Below are 19,592 nucleotides of genomic sequence, written 5' to 3' on the forward strand. Positions count from 1 at the left end.
AAAGACGCGTGCCTTCCACCCGCCCCACCCGCTTGCTCCCCCGGATCGGAAAGAGACGACCTGCCGTGGACACCGCCGGCCACGACGTGTTCAAACCCGATGTCTTCAAACGCGATGTCGGCGCCGAACTCGACGTCGAGATCACCGATCCGACCACGTTGGAGTTCCAGATCGCCGTCGCGCCGCAACCCGGCGCCGACGTGTCCGAATCGCTGTCGTTCGTGTTCAACGGCAAGGAGATTCCGCCCGGCGAGATTCAGGAGATCGCCGGTGAGCACGGCAACCGCATCCACAAGCTCGAAGCCCCGGTCGGGAACCTGAAGGTCAGCTACTCGGCGACGGTCCTCGGGCACGCCGATCCGCCGCCGGTGCGCGACCTGGACCTGTCCACCTATCTGCGGCCCAGCCGGTATGCCGAGGCGGACAAGTTCTTCGGCTTCGCGGGCACCGAGTTCGGGGACATCGCCGATTCGGCGACGATCCTGGAGAAGATCGCGGCCTGGGTCGGGTCGCGGCTGAACTACGTTCCCGGCTCCAGCGATCCGATCGACGGCGCCGCCGACACGCTGCTGGCCGGCTCCGGTGTGTGCCGTGACTACGCGCACCTGGTCATCGCGATGTTGCGGGCGGTCAACGTGCCCGCCCGACTGGTTTCGGTGTACGCGCCGGGTTGCCAGCCGATGGACTTCCACGCCGTCGCGGAGGCCTACGTCGACGGGCAGTGGCGGGTCGTGGACGCGACGTTACTGGCGCCGCGACAGTCATTGGTGCGCATCGCCACCGGCCGCGATGCGGCGGACACCGCGTGGCTGGACAACCACAAGGGCCAGATCACGGTCAACAACATGGAGGTGTTCGCGACCGTCGACGGGGACCTGCCCAGGGATTCGCTCGATCAGCTCGTCTCGATCAGGTGACCGGCGGCAGCCCCGCCTTGAGGTTCTTCTTGGCCGCGCGCCGCAGCTGGAAGATGCGCACCGCGCCCACGGCGAACGTCAGCAGACCGCCGGCGACGGCGGCGAACAGGATGCTCACCCCGAGCGGCAGCGTCCACTCCCAGGCCAGAAACTGCAGCGGGGTTGACTCGGTGTTCTGCGCGATGAAGATCAGCAGCACGATCAGGACGAGGAACCCGAACGCCAGCGAGCCCCACATCGCGGCAGCCTTGGTGAACTTCACCGCCGACTGCGGAGGCGGCACCGATCCCGACTGTGTAGGCGGCGGCGCATCGAAGGCCGACGGGTCGGACGATGCGAAAGGATCGCTGGTCATGGGTCCATCTTTGCCCTTTCGCTCTTTGAATGAAACCACTTCGCAGGTGTCGTAAGGTCTGCGAAACCACTTCTCGCAGGCGCAGCGAGATGGAAAGGACGTCCGGATGAACCGCACCCGACGCACCAAACCCGTATTCGTTCCGGTTGTCATGGCCCTGATCGCCGTCCTGCTCGCCGCGTGCGGTAGCTCCAATCCGCTCGGCGGCGGGGAGATCTCCGGCGATCTGAAGACGATCAAGGTCGGCTCGGCGGACTTCACCGAATCGAAGATCATCGCCGAGATCTACGCGCAGGCGCTGGAGGCCAACGGCTTCACCGTCGGCCGTCAGTTCGGCATCGGCAGCCGGGAGACCTACATACCGGCCGTGCAGGATCATTCGATCGATCTGATCCCCGAGTACACCGGGAACCTGCTGCAGTACTTCGATCCCGAGAGTCCCGCGACCACACCGGATGAGGTGCTGCTCGCCTTGTTCAAGGCCCTTCCCGGAGACCTGTCGATCCTGTATCCGTCTCCGGCGGAGGACAAGGACACCCTCGCGGTCAGCGAGGAGACCGCGCGGCAGTGGAACCTGACGTCGATCGCCGATCTCGCCGCCCGCTCGCCCGAGGTGAAAGTCGGTGGGCCGTCGGAGTTCCAGACCCGCCAGACCGGGCTGGTCGGACTCAAAGCCAAGTACGGGCTGGACATCGCGCCGGCGAACTTCATCGCGATCAGCGACGGTGGCGGCCCCGCCACCGTCGCTGCACTGACGGACGGAACCGTCACGGCCGCCAACATCTTCAGCACGTCCCCGGCGATCGAGCAGAGCAACCTGGTGGTGCTGGAGGATCCGGAGAACGTGTTCCTTGCCGCCAACGTGGTCCCACTGGTCGCATCGCAGAAGATGTCGGACGAACTGAAGACGGTGCTCGATGCCGTCAGCGCGAAACTCACCACCGAGGCGCTGATCGAGCTGAACACCTCGGTGGAGGGCAACCGCGGTGTCGATCCCGACGAGGCCGCACAGAAATGGGTGGCCGACAACGGCTTCGACCAACCGATCGGGAAGTAGGGGGCAACCCGGTGATCGAATTCCAGAACATCACCAAGAAGTATCCGGACGGCACCGTCGCGGTCGACGATCTGACGCTCGAGGTCCCCGAAGGCACCCTGACGGTGTTCGTGGGACCGTCGGGCTGCGGTAAGACGACGTCGATGCGGATGATCAACCGGATGATCGAGCCGACGTCGGGCACGCTCACCGTCGACGGTAAGGACGTCACCACCGTCGACGCGGTGAAGCTGCGACTCGGTATCGGGTACGTGATCCAGAGTGCGGGGTTGATGCCCCACCTGCGGGTCGTCGACAACGTCGCCACCGTCCCGGTGCTGCGCGGTGAATCACGGCGCAGCGCACGCAAAGCCGCGTTGGGTGTGCTGGAACGGGTCGGGCTCGATCCGCGGCTGGCCGACCGCTATCCGGCGCAGCTCTCGGGCGGTCAGCAGCAGCGCGTCGGGGTGGCCCGCGCGCTGGCCGCCGATCCGCCGATCCTGCTGATGGACGAGCCGTTCAGCGCTGTCGACCCTGTGGTTCGCGAGGATCTGCAGACCGAGATCCTGCGCCTGCAAAGCGAATTGCGCAAGACGATCGTGTTCGTCACCCACGACATCGACGAGGCGGTCAAGCTCGGCGAGAAGGTCGCGGTGTTCGGCCGCGGCGGGGTGTTGCAGCAGTACGACGCCCCGGCCCGGCTGCTGTCCAACCCCGCCAACGACGCGGTCGCGGGATTCGTCGGCGCCGACCGGGGCTACCGGGGACTGCAGTTCTTCCACGCCAGCGGCCTTCCGCTGCACGAGGTCCGCCATGTCGCGGAAGTCGAGATCGACACGCTGACACTGGGTCCCGGCGACTGGGTGCTGGTGACCAAACCTGACGGCAGCCCGTACGCATGGATCGACGCCGAGGGTGTGGGACTGCACCGCAACGGAAGTTCGTTGTACGACAGCACGATCGCCGGCGGATCGCTGTTCCGGCCGGACGGGACGCTGCGCCAGGCGCTGGACGCGGCGCTGTCGTCTCCGGCCGGGGTCGGTGTCGCGGTGGACGGTGACGGTCAGGTGGTCGGCGGGGTCAAGGCCGACGACGTGCTGGCCGCGCTGGAGACGCAGCGCAGCGCGAGGCACGGGGAGTAGCGATGCGCTACCTGTTCACCCACCTCGACACCCTGTGGGACCTGACGGTGATCCATCTGCGGCTGTCGCTGGTCCCGATCGTGCTCGGGCTGCTGATCGCGGTGCCGCTCGGCGCACTGGTCCAGCGCACCACGGTGTTGCGCCGCCTGACCACCGTCACCGCGAGCATCATCTTCACCATCCCGTCGCTGGCGCTGTTCGTGGTGCTGCCGTTGATCATCCCGACCCGGATCCTCGACGAGGCCAACGTGATCGTCGCGCTGACGCTGTACACCGTCGCACTGCTGGTGCGGGCGGTGCCCGAGGCGCTGGACGCGGTGTCACCCGCGGTGCTCGACGCGGCCACCGCCGTCGGCTACAAACCGCTCACCCGGATGCTGAAGATCGAACTGCCGCTTGCCCTCCCGGTGCTCATCGCGAGCCTGAGGGTGGTCGCGGTGACCAACATCTCGATGGTCGCGGTCGGCTCGGTGATCGGCATCGGCGGGCTCGGCACCTGGTTCACCGAGGGCTACCAGGCCAACAAGAGTGACCAGATCATCGCCGGCATCGTCGCGATCTTCGTGCTGGCGATCGTGATCGACACGTTGATCATGCTGCTGGGCAGGGTCCTGACGCCCTGGACAAGGGCCGAGCCCCGGGCGACCCGGAAGCAGAAGGCGGGGGCGGCCGCATGAACTTCCTGCAGGAGGCGCTGTGCTTCATCTTCACCGCGGCCAACTGGGGCGGGCCTGCCGGGCTGACCGCACGCATCCTCGAACACCTTCAGTACACCGCGATCGCGGTGTTCTTCTCGGCGCTGATCGCGGTGCCGCTGGGCATGGTGATCGGGCACACGGGCCGCGGCACCTTCCTGGTCGTCACCGGGGTGAACGCGCTGCGGGCCCTGCCGACCCTGGGTGTGCTGCTGCTCGGGGTGCTGTTGTGGGGGCTGGGACTGGTCCCGCCCACGGTCGCACTGATGCTGTTGGGTATCCCGCCGCTGCTGGCCGGCACCTATTCGGGCATCGCGAACGTGGACCGCACGGTGGTCGACGCGGCCAGGTCGATGGGTATGACCGAGACCCGGATCCTGCTGCGGGTGGAAACCCCGAACGCGATGCCGCTGATCCTGGGCGGGCTGCGGACCGCCACCCTACAGATCGTCGCGACCGCGACCGTCGCCGCGTACGCGAGCCTGGGCGGGCTGGGCCGGTATCTGATCGACGGCATCAAGGTGCGCGAGTTCTACCTGGCGCTCGTCGGCGCGTTGATGGTCACCGCGCTGGCCCTGATCCTCGACGCGCTGCTCGCGTTCGCGGTCTGGGCGTCGGTGCCCGGCACCGGCCGACTGAGCCGCAGACGGACGCTGCCGCAGCCGTTCCTCGACGACGAGGTGGCACTGGAAACGGCTTCGCCGGGCCGTACGCGGTCCGCTCACGGCCGCGCCGGACCGTCGCCTACGGTAGAGGCATGAGTGAAGCCGATCGCTCGGAGGCGAGCACCTGGCCCGCGGTGCTGACATGGCGTGCGCATGACGAACCCCGCATGGAGTCGGTCCGGGTGCAGATGTCCGGCAAACGCATCAAGGCCTACGGCCGCGTCGTGGCGGCCGCCACATCGGCGCATCCGGCGTTCAGCGCGTCCTACGACCTCGTCACCGACGAGCTCGGCGGGACCAAACGGCTGTCGCTGACCGTCACGCTTGCCGAGCGGGAGCGTCAGCTCTCGATCGCGCGTGACGAGGAGAACATGTGGCTGGTCCAGGAGCATTCCGGGCAGACCAGCCGGTCGGCCTTCGACGGTGCGCTCGACGTCGACATGGTGTTCAGCCCGTTCTTCAACGCGCTGCCGATCCGCAGGCTCGGGGTGTTGCCGGGCAGCGGAGAGTCTGCCGTCGTCCCGGTGGTCTATGTGCGGGTGCCCGACCTGTCGGTGGTGGTCGAGACGATCAGCTACGACGCGACCGATACCGGCATCAAGCTGAAGTCGCCGGTCGCCGACACCACGATCACCGTCGACGACGACGGTTTCATCCTCGACTATCCAGGGTTGGCAGAGCGGCTCTGATCACCCCGCCGGCGCGCCCGGCGGCGGCGAGTTCGTCGCGCCAGCCGTCGGATCCGATCACCACCGTCACGATCTGCGGACGGGTGAACGTGTCGTAGCGGATTCGCGCCGCGTGCCCGATCTCGACAAGATCGGCCACCGACTGGTGGTCGGCGAGATGGTTGCGGGCGTCGATCAGCAGCCGCAGCGTCTGATCGAGCACCGGCAGCAGCTGGTCGGCGTTCGCCTCGCACATCGCCCGCACCAGGTCGGGTGCGGTGCCCGCGACCCGGGTGCCGTCCCGGAACGATCCGGCGGCCAACGCGTACGCCAGCGGTACCTCGCCGGCGGTGGCGGCGAGCGCCTCGGCGAGCAGGTGCGGCAGATGCGAGATGGTCGCGGCCGCGATGTCGTGCTCATCGGAGCGGGCCGGCACGACGAACGCGCGGCAGTCCAGCGCCAGGTGCATCACGGTCGCCCAGATACCGGGGTCGACATGGTCGTCGACGCTGAGCACCCACGGTGTGTCGGCGAACAGGTCGGTGTCGCCGGCGGCCCAGCCCGAGTATGCGGTTCCGGTCATCGGGTGGCCGCCGACGAACCGGTCGAGCAGCCCGGCCTCGTCGACCTCCCGCAGCACGGCACCCTTGACGCTGGTCACGTCGGTCAGCGCACAGTTCGGGGCGGTCTCGCGGACATGGCGCAGCATCAGCGGCAGCGCGGGCATCGGTACGGCGAGCACGATGAGCGCGTCGACGGCTGCCGCGCGCGACAGTGCCTCGCCGAGATCGGAGGTGGCGTCGAATCCGTCGCGGCGGGCGGCGTCGACGCCGTCGACCGAACGGTTGTAGCCGAAGACCTCCCGACCGGCCGCCTTGGCCGCCCGCATCAGTGACCCGCCGATCAGGCCGAGGCCGATCACGCACACCGGTGTCTTCGTCACCCGCCCAGGGTACGGACCCGCTGGTCAAGGTACTTGCTGGGGACTACGGTTAGCTCCCATGGGAGCGCAGAGTGCACAGAAGCAGGAGCGGGCGACCGACGTCCCGGACGGCTTCGGCGTGGCGGTCGTCCGGGAGGACGGCAAGTGGCGATGCACAGCGATGCGAAAGGACGCACTGACCAGCCTGACCGCCGCCGAGACAGAGTTGCGTGAATTACGCAGTGCCGGGGCCGTTTTCGGCATCCTCGACGTCGACGACGAGTTCTTCGTGATCGTGCGGCCCGCACCGTCGGGGACGCGGCTGCTGCTCTCGGACGCCACCGCGGCGCTGGACTACGACCTCGCGGCGGAGGTGCTGGAGAAGCTCGACGCCGACATCGACGACGACGAGCTCGAGCGGTGCGACCCGTTCGAGGAAGGCGACCTGGGCGTGCTCGCCGACATCGGTCTGCCCGAGGCGGTGCTCGGGGTGATCCTCGACGAGAGCGACGACCTGTACGCCGACGAGCAGGTGGACCGGATCGCACGGGAGATGGGCTTCGCCGACGAGCTGTCGGCGGTCCTCAAGCGTCTTGGCCGGTGATCGGCGCGACGAGGCGCTGATCCGGTCGGCTCTGGATGCCGCGACCGCGGCCGGGCCGCGCGACGTCCCGATCGGTGCGGTGGTGATCGGCGCGGACGGCACGGAGTTGGCGCGCGCGGCCAACGCCCGCGAGGCGCTCGGCGACCCGACCGCGCACGCCGAGATCCTGGCGTTGCGGGCCGCAGCACTGGTCAACGGCGACGGCTGGCGGCTGGAGGGCGCGACGCTGGCGGTGACGGTCGAGCCGTGCACGATGTGCGCCGGCGCGCTGGTGATGGCCAGGGTGGCGCGGGTGGTGTTCGGGGCGTGGGAACCGAAGACCGGCGCGGTCGGCTCGCTGTGGGACGTGGTGCGCGACAGGCGCCTGACGCACCGCCCGCAGGTGCGCGGGGGAGTGTTGGAGGCCGAGTGCGCCGCCCCGCTGGAGGAGTTCTTCGCCCGCCAGCGCTGACGCCCGTCCCCGTCCCCTTCCCCGCGAGCGTGCGTGTCGGCGGGCGACACGCCGGTCAAAGAGCGCATTCGGCGCACGCTCGCCGGAAACCGGGCGACGTTTTGGTCCACACCGGCTCGGTCGGTAAGCTGCCACACGGTGGCGTGTCCGAGCGGCCTAAGGAGCACGCCTCGAAAGCGTGTGACGGGTAACCCCCGTCCGAGGGTTCAAATCCCTCCGCCACCGCCATACAGAACGCCCCGACCCATCCGGTCGGGGCGCTCTGCTATTCGGCCCCGACGAGCGCCGGCACCGCCCCGCAGGACGGTCGCGCGAGCGTGAAATAGCCTGCGGGAGCACAGGTCCGCGACGTCGACGACACGCCGACAGCGCCGACCACGTTGAGCAGCAGCACCACCGCGAAGCCGTCGTGGTCGCCGGTCGTGATCGTCGCGGTGGTGTACGCGTTACCCAGCGGCACCATCCCGGCGAGCGTCGCCCGTCCGCCGGCGGCCATCTTGGCCGCCAGCGCATCCCTGGCGTCGTTCGCCGACACGAACCCGTGCCTGGGCAACCCGTTGTGGACGACCCACTCCTCGGTGCTGAACGCGCCGCTCCACACGTAGCCGGCCTCGGTGCGTAGCGGCGCCGGTCCGAAGATCCGGCCGTGGTTGTTGGTCCTCAGGAAGGAGTTGTCGGAGTAGCCGACCAAGAGTCCGCGCGGTTGTTGGCGGTAGAGCCGGCCATCCAGCAGTCCGCGGAACCCGGTGCTGTGGATCATCCGCGGCGGAAAACCGGCCCGTCGCATGGCCGAGTTGAGCCGCCACGTCGCTTCCCACGCGCTCTTGGACACCGAGTCGACGATCACCACGTTGACCGGCTCCAGCACCGTCTTGTCATCGACCGGCACCCCGCCGTAAGCGGCGATGTCACCGCGGGGATCGAGCATCCACTTGCCGATGTCGCCGTACTCCGTGGTCGCCTGATCGTCCGGCGCCGGGGCGGTCGGCTGCTCGGTCTCGGTGGCCGGCTCAGCCTGCGGCGCAACCTCGATCTCGGCGTCCCGCGCGCCCTCGATCTCGGCCGACGCGGTCGCGCGCGCCTGCTCGGAACCCGCGCGGCGCGGACCTGTGCCGGACGGGACCGACGCGGGGCCGTCCGCGTCCCCGCCGGACCGTGAGGTCGTCGGGGTAGATCGCTCGGGCGCCCGCGGTCCGTTGGGCTTGGCCGACACAGCCGAGGCGGTCTTGCTGGAATCGTTGCTGGTTTGCTCGTCAGCATTGGCGACGGCCGGTGCCACGGCCACCGTCGCACCGACCCCGAAGGCGATGGCGAGAAGTCTCAGCCGGCCGATATGGACGGGCGATCGCCGGGCCGAAGAGGACCGCTGGCCGTATCCGTCGACGTCAAGCGTCGATCTCTGCGTGTATGTACTCATGGCCGCGCCCCCGTGTGCCCCCAGTTTCCGGACATGGGTGCGAATCCGCGACGTCCGGGCTCACGCAGACTAACCCGCGCGGAGGGGTTGTGGCGAAAATCTCGAAGTTTGCCAGAACTTGCTTGAGCGTCAATTTCTGGCAACCGAAATGCAGAGAGCCTGCCACCCGAAGGTGGCAGGCTCTCTGCGTGCGCGGTCTAGTTCTTGAACGCGTCCTTGATCTTCTCGCCGGCGTCCTTGAGGCTGGACTTCGCCTGGTCGAACTTGCCCTCGTTCTCGGTGCTCTTGTCACCGGTCAGCTTGCCGAGGCCTTCCTTGGCCTTGCCGCCGAGGTTGTCGATCTTGTTGCTGGCCTTGTCTTCGGCGCCCATGTGCGTTCCTCCGCATCAGTGTCGAACCGGCCCGTCGTCGAACCGTGCGGATGGAATACCTGTCCGGCGCGAAATCGAAACCTCAGACGCCGGCGGGTACGTCAGCCGGGGCGGGCTCCACCGTCACCTTGATCGCCTCGCCGTTCTTGACGATCTCGAACGCGCTGAGCACGTCGTCGAGGGGGATGTGCCGGGTGATCAGGTCCTTGACCGGGACCTGTCCGGTCGAGATGTACTCCAGTGCGCGCTTGTTGTGCTCGGGCGCGGAACCGTTCGCGCCGTGGATGTGCAGCTGCCGGTAGTGCACGAGGTTCGAATCGCACGTGATGGTCGGGTCGGTCTTGGGCAGGCCGCCGAAGAACGAGATCCGGCCGTTGCGCGCCGCCATCGAAATCGCCTGCTCCTGAGCGACGTTCGCCGCCGTTGCGGTGATCACGATGTCCGCTCCGCGGCCACCGGTGAGCTCCATGACCTTCTCGACGACGTCCACCTCGGCGGCGTTGATCACGCCGTCGGGCTGCACCGCGTCGGCCGACATCTTCAGCCGGGCGTCGTTGACGTCGACGAGATAGATGGGTCCGCACTTGTGCACGCCACGCGCGATGCGGATGTGCATGCAGCCGATCGGGCCGGCGCCGAACACCACGACGGTGTCGCCCTCTTCGATGCCGAGCAGTTCCTGAGCGTTGATCGCGCATGCGAACGGTTCGGCGGCCGACGCCTCGTCGAACCCGACATTGTCCGGAATCCGGTTCAGCCCATCGACTTTGAGCACCTGCCGGGGCACGATCATGTACTCGGCGAAACCGCCGTCGTACTGGTATCCCATCGAGGTCTGGTTCTGGCACACCGCCATCCAGCCCTTGCGGCACTCGTGACATTCTCCGCACGGCACCGCCGCGATCACCTGCACGCGATCGCCCACCTGCCAATCGGACGCATAGACCGAATTCACGTCGGCGCCGACCTCGACGATCTCGCCGGCGATCTCGTGCCCGATCGTGCGCGGCGGGGTCAGGTTTTGGTGACCGTTGTGGAAGATCTTCACGTCGGTGCCACACGTCGAGCAGTTGCGCACCCGCAGCTTGATCTCGTCGGGCGCGCAATCGGGCTCCGGCACGTCTTCCAGTCGGACGTCCTCGGGGGCGTAGAAGCGCAGGGCCTTCATCGTGAGTCCTCTCGGCAGGTGCCATCCAGATGTGTGCTCTTCAACACTCTAACCCGCATTCGGGCACAAAACCACCGCCACTTGTGACCGATTTTGACCGAATGCTTGCATTGATGCCCGTTTGTGCGGTCTACTGGGCTTCAGGTGTGGTGTGACCGGTATCACCCGGCCGCGGACGAAATCGGAGGCTGAGATGTCGCAAACAGTGGTCCAGGAACCGCCCGAGCGGACCGGGGTGCGGGTACGGGTGCAGAAGCTGGGCACCGCGCTGTCCAACATGGTCATGCCCAATATCGCCGCATTCATCGCGTGGGGCCTGATCACCGCACTGTTCATCGAGCAGGGCTGGTTGCAGGGAATCTTCGCCGGGCTCCGGGACCCCGACGGCTGGGTCGCCAAGATCGGCGGCTGGGGAGCCTACGACGGCGCCGGGATCGTCGGCCCGATGATCACCTACCTGCTGCCGATCCTGATCGGATACACCGGCGGGCGGATGATCCACGGCAACCGCGGTGCGGTGGTCGGCGCGATCGCCACCGTCGGCGTCGTCACCGGCGCCGACGTCCCGATGTTCCTCGGCGCGATGATCATGGGTCCGCTGGGCGGCTGGTGCATGAAGAAGCTCGACGCGCTGTGGGAAGGCAAGATCCGTCCCGGCTTCGAGATGCTCGTCGACAACTTCTCCGCCGGCATCCTCGGCATGATCCTGGCCGTCTTTGGGTTCTTCGGCATCGGGCCGATCGTCTCGGCGTTCACCCGCGCCGCGGGCAACGCGGTGGACTTCCTCGTCGAGAACGACCTGCTGCCGCTGACCTCGATCCTGATCGAGCCGGCCAAGGTGCTGTTCCTGAACAACGCCATCAACCACGGCGTGCTGACCCCGCTGGGCACCACCCAGGCGCTCGAGACCGGCAAGTCGATCCTGTTCCTGCTGGAGACCAACCCGGGACCCGGTCTCGGAATCCTGTTGGCGTTCACGGTGTTCGGCAAGGGAGTCGCGCGGGCATCGGCGCCCGGAGCCGCGGTGATCCAGTTCTTCGGCGGCATCCACGAGATCTACTTCCCGTACGTGCTGATGAAGCCCAAGCTGATCGCCGCGGTCATCCTCGGCGGCATGACGGGCGTGTTCATCAATGTGCTGTTCGGCTCCGGTCTGCGCGCCCCGGCCGCGCCGGGCTCGATCATCGCGATCTACGCCCAGACCGCCAGCGGCAGTTTCCTCGGGGTGACGTTGTCGGTCCTCGGCGCGACCACGGTGTCCTTCGTCGTCGCGGCGTTCCTGCTCAAGACCGACCGCACCGACGACGAGCAGGACCTCGCCGGTGCCACCGCGTCGATGGAGGCGATGAAGGGCAAGAAGTCCAGCGTCTCGTCGGCTCTGGTGGGCGCGGGAGCCGGCCACAGTGGGCCGATCAGGAACATCGTGTTCGCCTGCGACGCCGGCATGGGGTCCTCGGCGATGGGAGCGTCGGTGCTGCGCAGGAAGATTCAGCAGGCCGGCTTCGGCGACGTCAAGGTGACCAACTCGGCCATCTCGAACCTGACCGACAGCTACGACCTGGTGGTGTCGCACCGGGATCTGACGGCGCGGGCGTCGCAGAAGACGGGTTCGGCGATCCACGTGTCGGTCGACGATTTCATGAGCAGCCCCCGCTACGACGAGATCGTCGAACAGCTCAAGCAGGCCAACGGAGCAGGCGCGCAGACCGCGCCGGAGGCCGCACCGCAGGCCGAGCCGGAGGACGAACCCGCCGCCGACGTCGACGTGTTGCCGCTGTCGTCCATCGTGCTCGCCGGTTCGGCGTCCTCGGCGGCCGACGCGATCGACGAGGCGGGCCGTCTGCTGGTCGACGCGGGCGCGGTGGACCCGGCCTACGTCGCTGCGATGCACGACCGGGAGAACTCGATCTCGACCTATATGGGCAACGGGCTCGCGATCCCGCACGGCACCAACGAGGCCAAGGACGCGATCCGGCGCACCGGCTTGTCGTTCGTGCGCTATCCCGAGCCGATCGACTGGAACGGCAAGCCCGCCGAGTTCGTCGTCGGGATCGCGGGTGCGGGGAAGGACCACATGGCGCTGCTGACCAAGATCGCCCAGATCTTCCTCAACGCCGACGAGGTGGCCCGGCTGCGGCAGGCGACCACAGCTGAGGAAGTCAGGTCGATCTTGATGGGTGCGCAAAAGTAGCCTGTGTTGGTGGATTCCGACACCCGGCAGAGCAGGATCGTCGAATTCGCCCGCACCCGCGGGCGGGTGGAGGTCGCCGCGCTCGCGACGGAGCTCGACGTCGCGAGCGAGACGATCCGGCGTGACCTGAAGGTGCTGGCCGGCCGCCGCCTGCTCAAGCGGGTGCACGGCGGTGCGGTGCCGCTGGAGACCGCGGCGTTCGAGTCCGGCGTCGAGTACCGCAGCCGGGTCGACCTGGCGCAGAAACACCGGATCGCGAGTGCGGCAGCCGAATTGCTGCACGGGGCCGAGACGGTGTACCTCGACGAGGGCTTCACGCCGCGGCTGATCGCCGAACGCCTGGCCGACGAGGAGTTGACGGTGGTGACGTCGTCGCTGCTGGCGGCCGAGGCGCTGGCCCACAGTCGCACGGTGACCGTGCTGCTGCTCGGCGGGCGGATGCGCGGGCGCACGCTGGCCACCGTCGACCACTGGGCCACCGACATGCTGCGCAGCCTGGTGATCGACGTCGCTTTCCTTGGTACCAACGGGATCTCACTCGAACACGGGCTGACGACCCCCGACCCCGCGGTGGCGGCCGTCAAGAGCACGGCGGTGACGGTGGCGCGCCGGGCCGTGATGGTCGCCGCCCACTCGAAGTTCGGAGAGAGCAGCTTCTGCCGCTTCGCCGACGTGTCCGATTTCGAGGCGATCGTCACCGGCACCGAACTCGGCGCCGCCGAAGCGCTGCGCTACGAAGCCCAAGGGCCCGCCGTCGTGCGCGTTTAGTCGTGCGCGTCTAGTCGCCCGACGGCGCCGCGCCCAGGACCCCGCGGATCTGGTCGGCCATCGCCCGGCCGAGCTCGGCGTTGTTCTGCTCGGTGAAGTGGATCCCGTCGACACCGTCGGTCGAGATCACCGAGCCCGCGTCGAAGAACGGCACTTTCACGAACGACGCCATCGCGGAGTACACCTCGGCCAGCTTGGCGCTCTTGTCCTGGCTGCCGTCGAAGATCAACTGGAACCACGGGTGCGGTGTCGCCGCGACCGGCGGCGGCGAGACCACCAGCACCTGCGGGGCCGGGTAGGAGGTCCCGACGCCGCCGCCGCTGGTGAGTACCTGCGTCACCAGCACCGACATCCCCAAGGCGATCTCCAGCGGGGTGCGGCCGAAATACGCCTTGGTGTCGTTGGTGCCGAGCATCAGAACCACGAGGTCCAGCGGCAGGTGGCCGGCCAGGCAGGACGGCAGGTACGCCGAACCGTTGAGCCGCGGGTCGGTCGGATCGTCGAGGTTGGTGGTCCGCGCCGAGAGTCCTTCTTCGATGACCTCGTAGTCGGGCCCCAGTTCGGACGCCAGCACGCCCGTCCAGCGGACGTCCGGAGCGTAGCGTTCGGTCGGCATCCCGTCGGCCACCGGCACCCAACCCCAGGTCAGCGAATCACCAAAGCAGAGAATCCTTTTCGTGGACATGAGGTCACGCTAGTCCTCGATGATGGCGTCCGCCTCGTCATCGCCCGGAACGGCTTGGTGCTCGTCGTCGTCGACCACGGTGAAGAACGAGTCCCCGTCTTCGGGGGTGCCGTCGATCTGACCGCCCGTGTGACGGGTGGGCCGTTCATCGGGCGGGCTGCCCGCCGGCGCCATGTCGGGGACCTCGGCGGCGAGTTGCTCGTCGAGCGTCTCGTGCACTTCGGGCTCGATCCACTTGTCGGGCGGATCGACGACGATGTCGCCGTCGTCGTTGCGCACCTCGTCGGAGTCGAGTGATTCACTCGGGCTCAGCGTGTCGTCAGGTCCGCCTTCGTCGTAATCTCCGTCCATGCCCGTGAGTGTGCCCGCTCGGCGGGCCGGTCAATCGAGCCGGGCACGTGTGTCCTCGAACACTGCCATGATGCCGCCCCACGTCTGCCGGACGATGTCCGCGACGGGTGCCAGCCCGGTGATGCGCGACGACACCTGGCCGGTGTTCGCGACGCTGGCGTCCAGATCGCCGCCGAAGTACAGGTCGGTGATGCGGCCCAGCAGTTGCGCGGCCGGATCGTGTTCGCCGATCCGCGCGGCCAGGCCGGTGCGCAGCACCCGCATCGTCGGGTTGCCGGGCACGTCGAGCAGGATCGTCCCGGCGTCGTCGGCGGCGACGATCGCGTCCTTGAAGTTCGCGTGCACAAGGGCCTCGGCGCTGGCCAGCATCCGGGTGCCCATCTGGATGCCCTCGGCGCCGAGCACGACCGCCGCGGCGGCAGAGCGGGCATCGCAGATGCCGCCCGCGCAGATCAGCGGCGGGTCGACACGTTCGGCGACCAGCGGCAGCAGCACCATCGTCGACGCACCCAGCGCGGATTTGAAGCCGCCGCCCTCGACACCCTCGACGACGAGTGCGTCGACGCCGGCGTCGGCCGCCTTCAACGCACCCTTGAGCGAGCCGACCACATGCACCACCGTCATCCCGGCGTCGTGCAGCCGCTCGGTGAACAGCGCCGGATCCCCGGCGGAGGTGAACACGTGCCGCACCCCGGCTGAGGCGAGGACGTCGACGATGGACGGATCCCGCTTCCAGCCCTGGATCATCAGGTTCGCCGCGACCGGGCGATCGGTGAGGTCCCGCACCCGCAGCAGGTCGGCGCGTCCCTCCTCGGTCAGCGTCTCGATCATCCCGAGCCCGCCACCCTCGGACACCGCCGCGGCGAGTTCGGCGCGGGCGATGTAGGTCATCGGCGCCTGCACCACGGGGAACTCGACACCCAGCAGGTCCTGAACACGATTGGTCACGGGCGTAACCGTAATACTGCTACCGTCCGGCTGTGTATCGGGTGATTCAGTGGGGCACAGGCGCTGTCGGCTCGGAGATGATGACCGCGATCCTCGACGGTCGCCCCGAGCTGAAGCTCGTCGGTGCGAAGGTCTACTCCGATGCCAAAGACGGTGCGGACCTGGGGGAGCTGCTCGGCCGGGCGCCGATCGGGGTGCGGGCCACCACCGACGTCGAGGAGATCCTCGCGGCCGATGCCGACTGCGTGCTCTACACGCCACGCACCGCGTGCCTCGACGACGTCTGCGCGGTGCTCGCGAGCGGCAAGAACGTCGCCACCACCGCGTTTCTGTTCCATCCCCGCCGGATGAACCCGGCCGACCGCGAGCGGGTGCTTGAGGCGTGCGAGACGGGCGGCAGCTCGGTGCACGGCAGCGGGCTGAACCCCGGAAACCTGTCCGGCGTGCTGCCGCTGGCGCTGTCGGGGATGAGCCGGCGCATCGACAAGGTCACGCTGCAGGAGCGCGCCGACTGGTCGGTGTACGAGAGCACCGGGATCACGTTCGACAACATGGCTTTCGGCGCGCCGGTGGAGTCGATCAGCCCGACCGCGACGGACTTCCTGGCGTTCAACAGCTCGATCTTCACCGAGCAGGTGTGGTTTCTCGGCGACGCGCTGGGCGCCGACCTCGACGAGGTCACCGCGGCCGTCGAAGCCGTTGCCGCCCAACACGATCACCAGATCTTCGACCATCTGCTGGCGGCCGGCACGACCGCCGGTCAGCACTGGCGCTGGACCGGGCTGCGCGACGGTGAGCCGCTCGTCGAAATCGAGACGCTCTGGACGGTCGGCAACGAGTATCCGGGGCACTGGCCCAAACCCCGGCACGGCTGGACGCTGACGATCGAGGGTGATCCGTCGATGCAGACCCACTTCTTCTCGATGGCCAGCTTCACCCGCGCGGCGACGATGGAGGAACACGTGCGGTCGGCGAACGTCGCGACCGCGATGCAGGTGCTCAACGCCGTGGCGGCGGTGTGCGAAGCCGCGCCGGGGTTCGCGACGTCGGCGACGCTGCCGCTGATCTACAACCCCGGCGCGTTCTCCCGGTAGTACGGCAGCCCTAGAACGTCAGCCGTAGAACATCGTCCAGTAGTCGGCCGACCATGCGCCGTCCTTGCAGACGAGCGGGACGCCGTCGGGGCTCTGGGCCACACCGGTGGAGTCGCACGCCGAACGCAGGGTGCGCACCCCGATCAGCGGCGGCGATGAGATCCAGGTGCTCTTCGAGTTGCAGGCCAGCGTGTTGCCCGAACCGTCGAATCCGTAGTTGTAGCGGGTGTTCTGCTTGCAGAACTCACCGAGCTGCGCGTCGGTGCTGACGTACGGCACGCAGCCCGCGCCGTCGCAGACGTTCGGGATCGCCGACGCAGTGCCCGCGCCGACCATCGGCGCGGCAACGAGACCACCGGCGATCGCCGCCGCTGCCATCAACTTCATGCGCCCACCCTAAATCCCGCGGCCGCGCCACGGGTGCGCTTGCCCGCATTGCCACCGCACCCCGGCGCGCAGCGTAGATTCATCACCCATGAAGTCGCTGGTGAAGGTGCTGCTTTCGAGCGCGATCCCGGTGGCGGCGCTGCTCGCCGCGCCGTCCGCGCACGCCGACACGGTCGCGTATCTGGTCAACGTCCACGTCCGGCCCGGCTACAACTTCCCGAACGCCGAGGCCGCGATCGGCTACGGAAACACCGTCTGCGAGCGGGTGGCGGCGCAGATGAGCTATGCCGAACTGGTCGACCAGGTGAAGGCCGACTTCCACACCACCGACTACTACCAGGCGGGATACCTGATCAATCAGGCCGTCAACGAGCTCTGCCCCGCGCAGATCTGGCAGCTGCGGCAGTCGGCCGCCGGCTATACGGGGGCCTGACCGGCTGGGTCCGACAGCTAAGGGCAGGTCACCTCGATCTCGAACGGCTTGGTCACCGGCGCCATCGGGTTGGCCATGTCGACACCGGTGGCGGTGCCGGAGATCTTGTAGGTCTTGTCGTCCTTATCGACTTTGGCCTCGCCCTGGCCGGAGCCGCTGGCGTAGCCGAGGGTGACGCCGTTGACGTTGCCGAGACCGACCGACACCACGGTCGGCTCGTCGCCGGTGGTCACGACGGCTCCGATGCCTGCGGTGGCGTCGCCGATCGCGATGTTGGTGTTGCCGCCCATGTCGGAGCAGACGACGGTGCCTTTCACCTCCTGGTCGGCGCCGTCGATGGTGACGGTGCTCTTGCCCTCGGCGGCTGCCGCCGACGAGGTCTCTCCGGTGGTCTCGGATTTGTCTGAGCCGCCGCAGCCCGACAGGCCGGCGATGAGGAGGGCTGCGCCGCTGACTGCGACGACGAGTTGACGGTTCATCACGGAGCTCCTTTGCATCGTGTGATTCGCCGAGGTCGGCGGACCATCGAGTGCAGTATTACCGCTGAAACCGCCTCAGCAGGCGATCTTGATCTGAAAGGTTCCTGTTGTTCGAAAGCTCGGGTTGTCGGTCTCGAAGCCGTCGGCGGTGCCCTGGATGTCGTAGGTGCGGTCGGTCATCGTCACGGTCGCCTCGCCGCCGAGACCCTGGTTGTAGCTGCCCGTGAACCCGCCCAGGTCGCGGATACCGACCTGCCGGACCACGAGTTCGTCCTCGCTGGCGATCGTCGCCGAGATGCCGGGAGCTTCGGGATCCTCGGGATCGCGCGTCGTCATCATCAGCAGCGTCCCGGCCGGGTCGCACTGCACGGTGTCGGTGAGCCCCAGGTCGGTGCCGTTGACGCTCACCTGCGCGCTGCCGGCGACCAGCGCGCCGGGCGGCGGGTCGTAGTCGGGCGGCGGAGACGAGCACCCGGCGAGGGCCAGCGCGGTGGCTGCGGCGGCCAGAGTCCAGCGTGTGTGCACAGGGCAGAATCTACGGCGTGCCCGCCCCCTTTTTCACCGTGAACAGTCAACTGCCCGGACAACTCGGCCGCACCGGAACGATCCGAACCCCGCACGGCGACATCCAGACTCCGGCGTTCATCGCGGTGGGCACCCAGGCCACGGTCAAGGCCGTGCTGCCGGAGACGATGAAAGAGATTGGCGCGCAAGCGGTGCTGGCCAACGCCTATCACCTCTATCTGCAGCCCGGCCCGGACATCGTCGACGCGGCGGGCGGTCTCGGGGCGTTCATGAACTGGGACGGGCCGACGTTCACCGACAGCGGTGGGTTCCAGGTGATGTCGCTCGGCGTCGGGTTCAAGAAGGTCCTCGCGATGGACACCAAACGGGTGCAGGCCGACGACATCATCGCCGAGGGTAAGCAGCGCCTGGCCCATGTCGACGACGACGGGGTCACGTTCCGCTCCCACCTGGACGGGTCCAGCCACCGGTTCACCCCGGAGGTGTCGATCGGCATCCAGCACCAACTCGGCGCCGACATCATCTTCGCGTTCGACGAGTTGACCACCCTGGTCAACACTCGCGCCTACCAGGAGCAGTCCGTGCAGCGCACCCACGAGTGGGCGGTCCGGTGCCTGGCCGAGCACCGCCGGCTGTCGGTGGAGCGCTCGCACAAACCGCCGCAGGCGCTGTTCGGGGTGGTGCAGGGCGCCCAGTACGAGGATCTGCGCCGGCGGGCCGCGCGCGGCCTGACCGAGATCGTCGATGCGGACGGCCGGGGCTTCGACGGGTACGGCATCGGCGGGGCGCTGGAAAAGCAGAACCTGGCCACCATCGTCGGGTGGGTGAGCAGCGAACTGCCCGAGGACAAGCCGCGCCACCTGCTCGGGATCAGCGAACCCGACGACCTGTTCGCGGCCGTCGCCGCGGGCGCCGACACGTTCGACTGCGTCTCGCCGTCGCGGGTGGCCCGCAACGCGGCGGTGTATTCGCCGGACGGCCGCTTCAACATCACCGGGTCGCGGTATCGCCGCGACTTCACCCCCATCGACGCCGAATGTGACTGCTACACCTGCGCCAACTACACCCGCGCCTATGTGCATCACCTGTTCAAGGCCAAGGAGATCCTGTCCAAGACGCTGTGCACGATCCACAACGAGCGCTTCATCATCCGGCTGGTCGATCAGATCCGCGAGTCCATCCCGGCGGGCCGGTTCGACGAGCTGCGGGAGTACGTGTTGGGGCGGTACTACGCGAAGAAGTTCTGACGACTGTGGGCCTTGTGTACGCGAACCGGCCGATCCGCGTACACAAGGCCCACAATGGTGACCAGGCACTCTT

The 19,592-nt window shown here is 68.1% G+C and carries 24 protein-coding genes and 1 tRNA gene; 14 read left to right on the forward strand and 11 right to left on the reverse strand.

All coding sequences use genetic code 11. The features are described 5' to 3' along the window. Positions 1–65: 65 nt before the first annotated feature. On the forward strand, positions 66–917 hold the full coding sequence (locus NTM_RS08865) for a transglutaminase-like domain-containing protein (protein WP_232079665.1): 852 nt from the start codon (positions 66–68) through the stop codon (positions 915–917). Here the strand turns inward: NTM_RS08865 and NTM_RS08870 are convergent. Then, positions 910–1,272: a LapA family protein gene (locus tag NTM_RS08870; RefSeq protein WP_163766071.1), complete on the reverse strand. Its 363-nt coding sequence runs from the start codon at positions 1,270–1,272 to the stop codon at positions 910–912. The genes NTM_RS08865 and NTM_RS08870 overlap by 8 nt on opposite strands. Positions 1,273–1,378: 106 nt before the next feature. On the opposite strand from NTM_RS08870, the gene NTM_RS08875 reads away from it, so the two are divergent. The 5 genes from NTM_RS08875 to NTM_RS08895 are packed head-to-tail and all read left to right on the forward strand — an operon-like array spanning position 1,379 to position 5,499. Continuing rightward, on the forward strand, positions 1,379–2,329 hold the full coding sequence (locus NTM_RS08875; protein WP_104862769.1) for a glycine betaine ABC transporter substrate-binding protein: 951 nt from the start codon (positions 1,379–1,381) through the stop codon (positions 2,327–2,329). 11 nt (positions 2,330–2,340) lie between these two features. Further along, the gene (locus NTM_RS08880; RefSeq protein WP_163766072.1) at positions 2,341–3,450 is read left to right on the forward strand and encodes an ABC transporter ATP-binding protein; all 1,110 of its coding nucleotides are present in this window, start codon (positions 2,341–2,343) and stop codon (positions 3,448–3,450) included. 2 nt (positions 3,451–3,452) lie between these two features. Continuing rightward, on the forward strand, positions 3,453–4,127 hold the full coding sequence (locus tag NTM_RS08885) for an ABC transporter permease (RefSeq protein WP_163766073.1): 675 nt from the start codon (positions 3,453–3,455) through the stop codon (positions 4,125–4,127). Further along, a complete protein-coding gene (locus NTM_RS08890; protein ID WP_163766074.1) occupies positions 4,124–4,906 on the forward strand; it encodes an ABC transporter permease in 783 nt (260 codons plus the stop codon). The genes NTM_RS08885 and NTM_RS08890 overlap by 4 nt, the downstream gene beginning before the upstream one ends. After that, entirely contained in the window at positions 4,903–5,499 is a 597-nt protein-coding gene (locus tag NTM_RS08895) for a putative glycolipid-binding domain-containing protein (RefSeq protein ID WP_104862765.1), read from the forward strand. The genes NTM_RS08890 and NTM_RS08895 overlap by 4 nt, the downstream gene beginning before the upstream one ends. Here NTM_RS08895 and NTM_RS08900 read toward each other — a convergent pair. Further along, on the reverse strand, positions 5,462–6,406 hold the full coding sequence (locus NTM_RS08900) for a prephenate dehydrogenase (protein WP_104862866.1): 945 nt from the start codon (positions 6,404–6,406) through the stop codon (positions 5,462–5,464). The genes NTM_RS08895 and NTM_RS08900 overlap by 38 nt on opposite strands. A gap of 73 nt (positions 6,407–6,479) precedes the next feature. Between NTM_RS08900 and NTM_RS08905 the strand changes: the two genes are divergently transcribed. The 3 genes from NTM_RS08905 (at position 6,480) to NTM_RS08915 (ending at position 7,683) form a co-directional block, all read left to right on the forward strand. After that, positions 6,480–7,004, forward strand: a complete 525-nt coding sequence (locus NTM_RS08905; RefSeq protein ID WP_104862764.1) for a tRNA adenosine deaminase-associated protein — start codon at positions 6,480–6,482, stop codon at positions 7,002–7,004. After that, positions 6,994–7,455, forward strand: a complete 462-nt coding sequence (locus tag NTM_RS08910; RefSeq protein WP_163766075.1) for a nucleoside deaminase — start codon at positions 6,994–6,996, stop codon at positions 7,453–7,455. Before NTM_RS08905 ends, NTM_RS08910 begins: the two co-directional genes overlap by 11 nt. A gap of 137 nt (positions 7,456–7,592) precedes the next feature. Further along, positions 7,593–7,683 (forward strand) — tRNA-Ser (locus NTM_RS08915). A gap of 37 nt (positions 7,684–7,720) precedes the next feature. Here NTM_RS08915 and NTM_RS08920 read toward each other — a convergent pair. From NTM_RS08920 to NTM_RS08930, 3 genes are all read right to left on the reverse strand, one after another. Beyond that, positions 7,721–8,872 (reverse strand): hypothetical protein, encoded by a 1,152-nt coding sequence (locus NTM_RS08920; protein WP_163766076.1) that lies wholly within the window; start codon positions 8,870–8,872, stop codon positions 7,721–7,723. 197 nt (positions 8,873–9,069) lie between these two features. Continuing rightward, positions 9,070–9,243 (reverse strand): CsbD family protein, encoded by a 174-nt coding sequence (locus tag NTM_RS08925; protein WP_083142847.1) that lies wholly within the window; start codon positions 9,241–9,243, stop codon positions 9,070–9,072. Between the two features lie 82 nt (positions 9,244–9,325). After that, positions 9,326–10,411, reverse strand: coding sequence for a zinc-dependent dehydrogenase (locus tag NTM_RS08930; protein ID WP_104862761.1), 1,086 nt, complete (start codon positions 10,409–10,411; stop codon positions 9,326–9,328). Between the two features lie 193 nt (positions 10,412–10,604). Between NTM_RS08930 and NTM_RS08935 the strand changes: the two genes are divergently transcribed. Both NTM_RS08935 and NTM_RS08940 read left to right on the forward strand, forming a co-directional pair. Then, the gene (locus tag NTM_RS08935; protein WP_163766077.1) at positions 10,605–12,602 is read left to right on the forward strand and encodes a PTS mannitol transporter subunit IICBA; all 1,998 of its coding nucleotides are present in this window, start codon (positions 10,605–10,607) and stop codon (positions 12,600–12,602) included. A 9-nt stretch (positions 12,603–12,611) separates the two neighbouring features. Continuing rightward, positions 12,612–13,370, forward strand: coding sequence for a DeoR/GlpR family DNA-binding transcription regulator (locus NTM_RS08940; protein ID WP_163766078.1), 759 nt, complete (start codon positions 12,612–12,614; stop codon positions 13,368–13,370). Positions 13,371–13,380: 10 nt separating this feature from the next. Here the strand turns inward: NTM_RS08940 and NTM_RS08945 are convergent, their stop codons facing one another. From NTM_RS08945 to NTM_RS08955, 3 genes are read right to left on the reverse strand one after another with little or no spacing between them, the layout of a single operon-like run. Continuing rightward, entirely contained in the window at positions 13,381–14,055 is a 675-nt protein-coding gene (locus NTM_RS08945; protein ID WP_104862760.1) for an SGNH/GDSL hydrolase family protein, read from the reverse strand. A gap of 9 nt (positions 14,056–14,064) precedes the next feature. Next, on the reverse strand, positions 14,065–14,406 hold the full coding sequence (locus NTM_RS08950; RefSeq protein ID WP_163766079.1) for a hypothetical protein: 342 nt from the start codon (positions 14,404–14,406) through the stop codon (positions 14,065–14,067). A 30-nt stretch (positions 14,407–14,436) separates the two neighbouring features. Further along, positions 14,437–15,354: an NAD(P)H-dependent flavin oxidoreductase gene (locus NTM_RS08955; RefSeq protein WP_163766080.1), complete on the reverse strand. Its 918-nt coding sequence runs from the start codon at positions 15,352–15,354 to the stop codon at positions 14,437–14,439. Positions 15,355–15,431: 77 nt separating this feature from the next. Between NTM_RS08955 and NTM_RS08960 the strand changes: the two genes are divergently transcribed. Beyond that, positions 15,432–16,448, forward strand: coding sequence for an NAD(P)H-dependent amine dehydrogenase family protein (locus tag NTM_RS08960; RefSeq protein ID WP_232079908.1), 1,017 nt, complete (start codon positions 15,432–15,434; stop codon positions 16,446–16,448). Between the two features lie 18 nt (positions 16,449–16,466). Here the strand turns inward: NTM_RS08960 and NTM_RS08965 are convergent, their stop codons facing one another. Further along, on the reverse strand, positions 16,467–16,835 hold the full coding sequence (locus NTM_RS08965) for a hypothetical protein (RefSeq protein ID WP_104862757.1): 369 nt from the start codon (positions 16,833–16,835) through the stop codon (positions 16,467–16,469). Positions 16,836–16,923: 88 nt separating this feature from the next. Between NTM_RS08965 and NTM_RS08970 the strand changes: the two genes are divergently transcribed. Further along, positions 16,924–17,268 (forward strand): DUF732 domain-containing protein, encoded by a 345-nt coding sequence (locus NTM_RS08970; protein ID WP_104862756.1) that lies wholly within the window; start codon positions 16,924–16,926, stop codon positions 17,266–17,268. Positions 17,269–17,285: 17 nt separating this feature from the next. Here NTM_RS08970 and NTM_RS08975 read toward each other — a convergent pair whose 3' ends face one another. Both NTM_RS08975 and NTM_RS08980 read right to left on the reverse strand, forming a co-directional pair. After that, entirely contained in the window at positions 17,286–17,747 is a 462-nt protein-coding gene (locus NTM_RS08975) for a lipoprotein LpqH (RefSeq protein WP_104862755.1), read from the reverse strand. A 75-nt stretch (positions 17,748–17,822) separates the two neighbouring features. Then, positions 17,823–18,272 (reverse strand): lipoprotein LpqH, encoded by a 450-nt coding sequence (locus NTM_RS08980; RefSeq protein WP_163766082.1) that lies wholly within the window; start codon positions 18,270–18,272, stop codon positions 17,823–17,825. Between the two features lie 17 nt (positions 18,273–18,289). Here NTM_RS08980 and tgt point away from each other — a divergent pair, with 17 nt between their 5' ends. Beyond that, positions 18,290–19,519 carry a tRNA guanosine(34) transglycosylase Tgt gene (tgt, locus tag NTM_RS08985; RefSeq protein ID WP_179963907.1) on the forward strand — a complete coding sequence of 410 codons (1,230 nt, stop codon included), beginning with the start codon at positions 18,290–18,292 and terminating at the stop codon, positions 19,517–19,519. Positions 19,520–19,592: the final 73 nt, after the last annotated feature.

This window comes from Mycolicibacterium parafortuitum, assembly GCF_010725485.1.
GTDB lineage: Bacteria > Actinomycetota > Actinomycetes > Mycobacteriales > Mycobacteriaceae > Mycobacterium.